Origin of the sequence: Thermogemmatispora sp., assembly GCF_019683635.1 — a bacterium.
Lineage (GTDB): Bacteria > Chloroflexota > Ktedonobacteria > Ktedonobacterales > Ktedonobacteraceae > Thermogemmatispora.
Map to the genome: position 1 here is coordinate 1 of NZ_JADGIA010000286.1, position 5036 is coordinate 5036.

Below are 5036 nucleotides of genomic sequence, written 5' to 3' on the forward strand. Positions count from 1 at the left end.
AAGATAAGCAAAGCGGAAGCCATCCAGCGGGCTGCTATTCCGAGCAGCAAAGCCAGGGCGCAGCCTATCTCGACTGCTGGCAACAGTCGCGCCAACTGGCGAGCGAAAGACTTCGGCACAAGCTGAAAGGCCACAATGGTAGCGGAGAAGCGCTCCTGTATACGTAGCTTTTGCAAGCCGGCGTAGAGAAACAGAGCGGCCAGCCCAAAGCGCATAGCGATGAAGACGATAACTGGCATACCGTATCTCCTTTCTCCGTATGAGAAGGCCCAGATCTCAAGGAACCGGGCCGAGAAACTCATGCACCCTCTTGGCACTGCGTAGGGTTAGAGAGACAAGAAGAGCAATAGTAGCAGAGGGCAGCCCCCAAAAAAGCAGCCTCTGGAGCCAGAGAGACAAAGAGAGGTGGAGCATGGACTGCAGCAATGTAAGTACCAGGTGGCGTGTAGCTAGATCAAGGTCCAGCAGTGCCGCTGCGCTGAGCGGGAGCAAGGTGCTCAGTGCCAGACCCAGGCCGCCCATCAGGAAAATGACGGCGCTGGCCCGCTGGCTTCCTCGGACGCTCGCAGTGTTCATCGTCACACAGCCGGCAGTGACCGAGAGCACACTAAAACCGATGCCACCGCCAGTCAGGCAGAGCCAGAAGAGAGCGGCCAGTGTCGGAGTGAGAGGCATCAGTGCCAGAGTTAGCGCAAAGAGCAGGTCATTCACCAGCAGCATTGGCAGCCCGACAGCCAGAGTGCAAGACCACAGCAAAATGGCGGCTGTTGTCGGAGTCGTTTGTAGCAACGGCTGAGCCTGCAAGAGGCGTCGGAGGGCAGGCAGCCCCACTGTGCGCGCTACCAGCGCATCAAAGCTGAGGATCAAAGCTAACATCAGAGGGAGCGCCAGGGGGCCACTTAGAGTGATGTGCCAGCAGGCTGCAAGCAGGAGAAAAGCAGAAATCACGATGCTGGGGAGGCGACGCCAGTCGTAGAGGGTGTCTTGCCAGCAAAAGCCGATCAAAGCAGAGACGGCGGGAGGCCCCAGACGCACATGCCAGGCCAGTTCCCACAGGACTCCGCCACGCAGACTACTGCGGCGTACTGACCGATGCTGGGTCTCACGCTCAGGAGCGATCAGGCTGCCCTCCCAGCCAGCAAGATAGCCGCGCTTGCCCACCAGCACGCAAGCCCCTCCAAGCAGCAGCAGGCACCCGAGCATGACCGCCAGTATCGCAAGCGAGGTTGATAGTGGCAGAGGAGCAGGTGAACGATCGGTTGCGCTCCCAATAGGAGCCAGGATCAGATCTGTCAGGATAGTGCCGGGCCACAGGACGCCAGTCGAGAGCAGCAGCGCTCTCAGGTTCTCACCACCCGTGGGTAACAGAGGGATGAGCAGGAGCCCGAGTGGCAGGCAGCAAGAGCTGGCAGCCAAAAAAATGATGAGTTGCCGCAGGCGATGCTTGCCAAAGTAGCTGGCCAGCCATAAGGTTAGCAAAAGGGCCAGCAGCGTTGAAGAGAGCGCCCCGTAGAGGAACAACAAGCCGAGCAGGGGGATCAGGAGCGGTGAGAGGTGGAGGGCAGCCAGAGCTAGCATCGCCAGGGCCAGGAGGATGATCCCTATACTACGTAGCGTAGCGAGCAGGCGCAAGCTCGCCCGAATCAACACGAATACCAAGGGCACGGGAGCAGTCAACCACCATTCCAGATCGGGCAGATCCCAGAGGGCAGCTGGAGCCTGGACAATCTGCCAACCGAAAGACAACAGCCACAGCCCGGTCAGGCCACCTGGCAGGAGTGATGGCAGCAGTCGGCTCGCTATCGTCGGCGAGAGAGCGAGTGCATGGCCCAACAGCCAGCACAGGGCCAGGAGGACCAGCATCAGAACACTTACAGTGAAGCTATGGATGCCATGTTCTCTCTGGCGGCGCAAGCCCATTCTACCGTAGAAATAGAGCATTCTCACTCCCTGAGACATGGTTCCAAGCTGATTAGCTCTCCTCCCGATGAGGCGATCAGCAGGCAATGGAGACCTCCTGCGATCCTTGGTATATCACTAACCCTTTGCAAACCAAAACAAACCGGACATTATGGTCACAGCGATCCTGCCTCGCCATCAGCAGCCGTTAAGGCAAAGAACACAGCTTCTAGCGAGGCCTCGGCTCCCTGACTGGCCTGACGGCGTAGCTCATCAAGGGCCCCATCAGCAATCACACGACCACGAGAAAGGATAATGGCGCGCGAGCAAAGGCGCTCGGCGACATCAAGCAGATGAGTCGAGACGAGAACGGCGCTCCCCTCAGCGCAGAGTTCGCTCAAAAGGCGCTTCACTTCACGGACGCTGGCCGGATCGAGGCCATTAAGCGGCTCGTCCAGCAGAAGAAGACGAGGATAGTGTAGCAATACACTGCAGAGAGCCAGGCGGCGTCGCATACCCTGGGAGTAGCTCTGAATGCGCTGCTGAGCCACCTCGCGCAGGTTTAAGCGAGCGAGCAACGCCTCTGCACGCTGCCGGCAGATGGAGCGCGGCAGGCGGTGCAAGGCTCCTACCAGCTCAAGAAACTCGAAGCCCGAGAGGGTCTCGTATAGAAAGGGTTCCTCTGCCAGATAGCCTACGAGCTGTTTCATCTCGGAGGAGCCCCAGCTGATATGCCCACCCAGCCCTTGAATCAGGCCAGCATCAGGCGAGAGCAAACCGGCGATCAATCGCAGGGTGGTTGTTTTGCCAGCGCCGTTCTCTCCCAGCAGGGCCACCAGCTCCCCTGGATAGAGAGTAAAACTGACAGCATCCAATGCTCGCAGACTCCCATAGGAGCGGCTGACCCTCTCCACTACCAGCACAGGTGATTCCTGCTTCTTCATTTATGCCTCACTCCTTTCTTCTCCTGGCCCATCATAAAGAGGACAAGATACTCTGGAGCAAAAACACGAGAGCCAGGATAATAACAATGAGACCGAGCAGGAATAAGCCGGTGTTGCCTGAGAAGCCGCTACGCTGAATGCGAACCTGGGGAGCCTGACGCCTGGTATAAGCCAGCCAGAGTGCAGCTAAGCCCAGGGCCAGCAGGAGGATGGGCAATGCCCAGGAAAGAGCGCTAACAACCTCTTTTAAGTTCCCCTGAGCCGACGAGTACTGTATGATGAGATTCATCAGGAGCAACACGAAGAGAATGATTGCTACCTGGAGTAAACGATTACGCCATTGCATCAGATACTCCACCTACTTTGCCGCTTCTCTGACGAGACCTGTGGAACCCGAAATCTGCCTCAGTTTAGCAGAAGTAGGAGGCATTTTCCAGTCTGGTACCACTGTCTGGATCAGGCCTGTAATCTGCTCCTGAGAACTGACCGGCCCGTTTCCACGCACAATGCCTGCAGCATCAATGGCAATGCCCCAGGGCCTCCCCAAGACACCGTAGCGGCGGCTGACCTGCCACTGCTCTTCCTGGAGAATCGGAAAACCCACCTCCAGTTCTCCTACCAGATGGAGCATCGAGGCAGGGTCACCATCGCTAATACCGATGACCGCTATCTGCTGAACGTACAGCTGAGGTAGTAAAGTCGACATCATTTTCAGAAAGCGTTGACAGTGGACACAGCTTGGTGAAAGAAAGAAGACAAGCACTACCCGCCCTTGGAATCCATCCAGGTCCAGCTCTTGCCTGCCATCCAAGGTGCTGAGGTGGAATGGAGGAGCTGGCTTCCCTCGAAGGGGGGAATTGGAAGAGGCGGTAATTTCCAGCTCTTCTAACTGGCGAGCCAGTGCAACTTGTGTTCTTCCCAGCAGAAGAATAGCGGCTGCCAGGCAAAGAATGAGGCACCATGAGAACAGGGCAGAGATAAGTAGTAGGGTCTCCATAAGCTCTCCCTTATAGCCGTTTTCCACCTGCGCTGTGGGGGAAGAGAAAGCCTAACACGAGCTGAATCGGTACTCTTACTTCCCCCACAGTATAAGTTCATCAGGTGTAACAGAGTACAGACATTCCAATGGAGCTAATTTGTAAGGAGTCTCCTTTCAACAGTAGCTGGCGCAGAAATTGTTACAGTTGATGTTGCCATAGGCACAAATGACTGCCACTGCTGCAGCACAGATAGCTAGACAGACCACGTCCTCTGGCCCGAGGCAGATCGCGCTACACTCTATGAAAGCCCCCAAGATGCCGCAGCCAGCTGCGACGACCTCGCTACAAATAGCTTGGCAAGGACAGATGCTTTCTGGTTTAGCCGTCGTCAAGGGCTGGAGACCACTGAGGGAGGCGAGGTCTGCCTTGTGCAGTGTCAGTGCTGCGTGCCCTGGCTGCTGAATGGTAACGACATCTCCTTGATTCTCTACAGTTCCTACCAGATCGAGATGGCTGCCGTGCACCTCATATACGTCCCATACTGCCTGCTGGTCCTGCTGGGGGAGAATGATGCCGAAGGAGGCATGGTCGCCTCCCGCATAGGAGAAAAGCGTGGCAGTTGCCAGGCTGTTATGGTAGCGCAGTGTTAATGAGGTACTGGCTGTCCACGTGTGCCCAGTCTGAATAAAAACTTGCAACCCCTCAACAGCGCGCTAGTTCTGGCTGAAGCCCCGGACCTTGAGCAGGCTAGCTGCACGATGAAACTCGGGGAGAGCTTCCAGGTGTGCTAACTCCTTGGCCAATGCCTTGCCTGTTAATTGGAGTAGACGGACCTGGCCAACGCCCTGGTAGCCAAGAGAGGCAGCGCTGACTCCAGGCGCTTCTCCAAGCAGTGTCAAGGCTGCTACCCCGCTGCCAAAGAGCAACTTGCGGACAGCAGCACGCCCTCCAATAGGAGCAATCAAGTTGCTGACAAGGGGGTTTTCAAAGAGAGAGGGCAGGTGCTCCTTTTTCATGGTAATCCTCCTTCCAATTAAGGATATGTATATCCATCTCGAAAATTATGTCGGGCTTATCAAGAATTCCAAAGGTCTGAGTCGCAGCTAGATTGTGGCTTCTTAAAGCCAGCATATTCCTCAATGATCCGAATGAGGGGCTTGCCCACTTTGGGCATGCTGACATCCGCTGCCGGCGATCGCGAGACAGAGCCTCG

At 56.5% G+C, this 5036-nt stretch carries 6 protein-coding genes; all 6 read right to left on the minus strand.

Annotation, left to right across the window (positions count from 1 at the left end; translation table 11 throughout):
- The coding region (locus tag IRZ31_RS20095; protein WP_297157150.1) for a MauE/DoxX family redox-associated membrane protein at window positions 1-239 on the minus strand (239 nt) is incomplete at its 3' end.
- 37 nt (window positions 240-276) lie between these two features.
- Window positions 277-1941 (minus strand): hypothetical protein, encoded by a 1665-nt coding sequence (locus IRZ31_RS20100; protein WP_297157153.1) that lies wholly within the window; start codon window positions 1939-1941, stop codon window positions 277-279.
- A gap of 134 nt (window positions 1942-2075) precedes the next feature.
- Window positions 2076-2843, minus strand: coding sequence for an ABC transporter ATP-binding protein (locus IRZ31_RS20105; protein ID WP_297157156.1), 768 nt, complete (start codon window positions 2841-2843; stop codon window positions 2076-2078).
- A 31-nt stretch (window positions 2844-2874) separates the two neighbouring features.
- Window positions 2875-3189: a hypothetical protein gene (locus IRZ31_RS20110; RefSeq protein ID WP_297157159.1), complete on the minus strand. Its 315-nt coding sequence runs from the start codon at window positions 3187-3189 to the stop codon at window positions 2875-2877.
- Window positions 3190-3201: 12 nt separating this feature from the next.
- Complete coding sequence (locus IRZ31_RS20115) at window positions 3202-3867, minus strand: redoxin domain-containing protein (protein ID WP_297157162.1); 666 nt, start codon at window positions 3865-3867, stop codon at window positions 3202-3204.
- A gap of 669 nt (window positions 3868-4536) precedes the next feature.
- On the minus strand, window positions 4537-4839 hold the full coding sequence (locus IRZ31_RS20120) for a hypothetical protein (RefSeq protein ID WP_297157165.1): 303 nt from the start codon (window positions 4837-4839) through the stop codon (window positions 4537-4539).
- Window positions 4840-5036: the final 197 nt, after the last annotated feature.

Excerpts from the sequence above, each read along its gene's own strand:
- IRZ31_RS20110 (WP_297157159.1), bottom strand. The coding sequence starts at position 3,189 with ATGCAATGGCGTAATCGTTTACTCCAGGTAGCAATCATTCTCTTCGTG.
- IRZ31_RS20105 (WP_297157156.1), bottom strand. The coding sequence starts at position 2,843 with ATGAAGAAGCAGGAATCACCTGTGCTGGTAGTGGAGAGGGTCAGCCGC.
- IRZ31_RS20100 (WP_297157153.1), bottom strand. The coding sequence starts at position 1,941 with ATGCTCTATTTCTACGGTAGAATGGGCTTGCGCCGCCAGAGAGAACAT.
- IRZ31_RS20120 (WP_297157165.1), bottom strand. The coding sequence starts at position 4,839 with ATGAAAAAGGAGCACCTGCCCTCTCTCTTTGAAAACCCCCTTGTCAGC.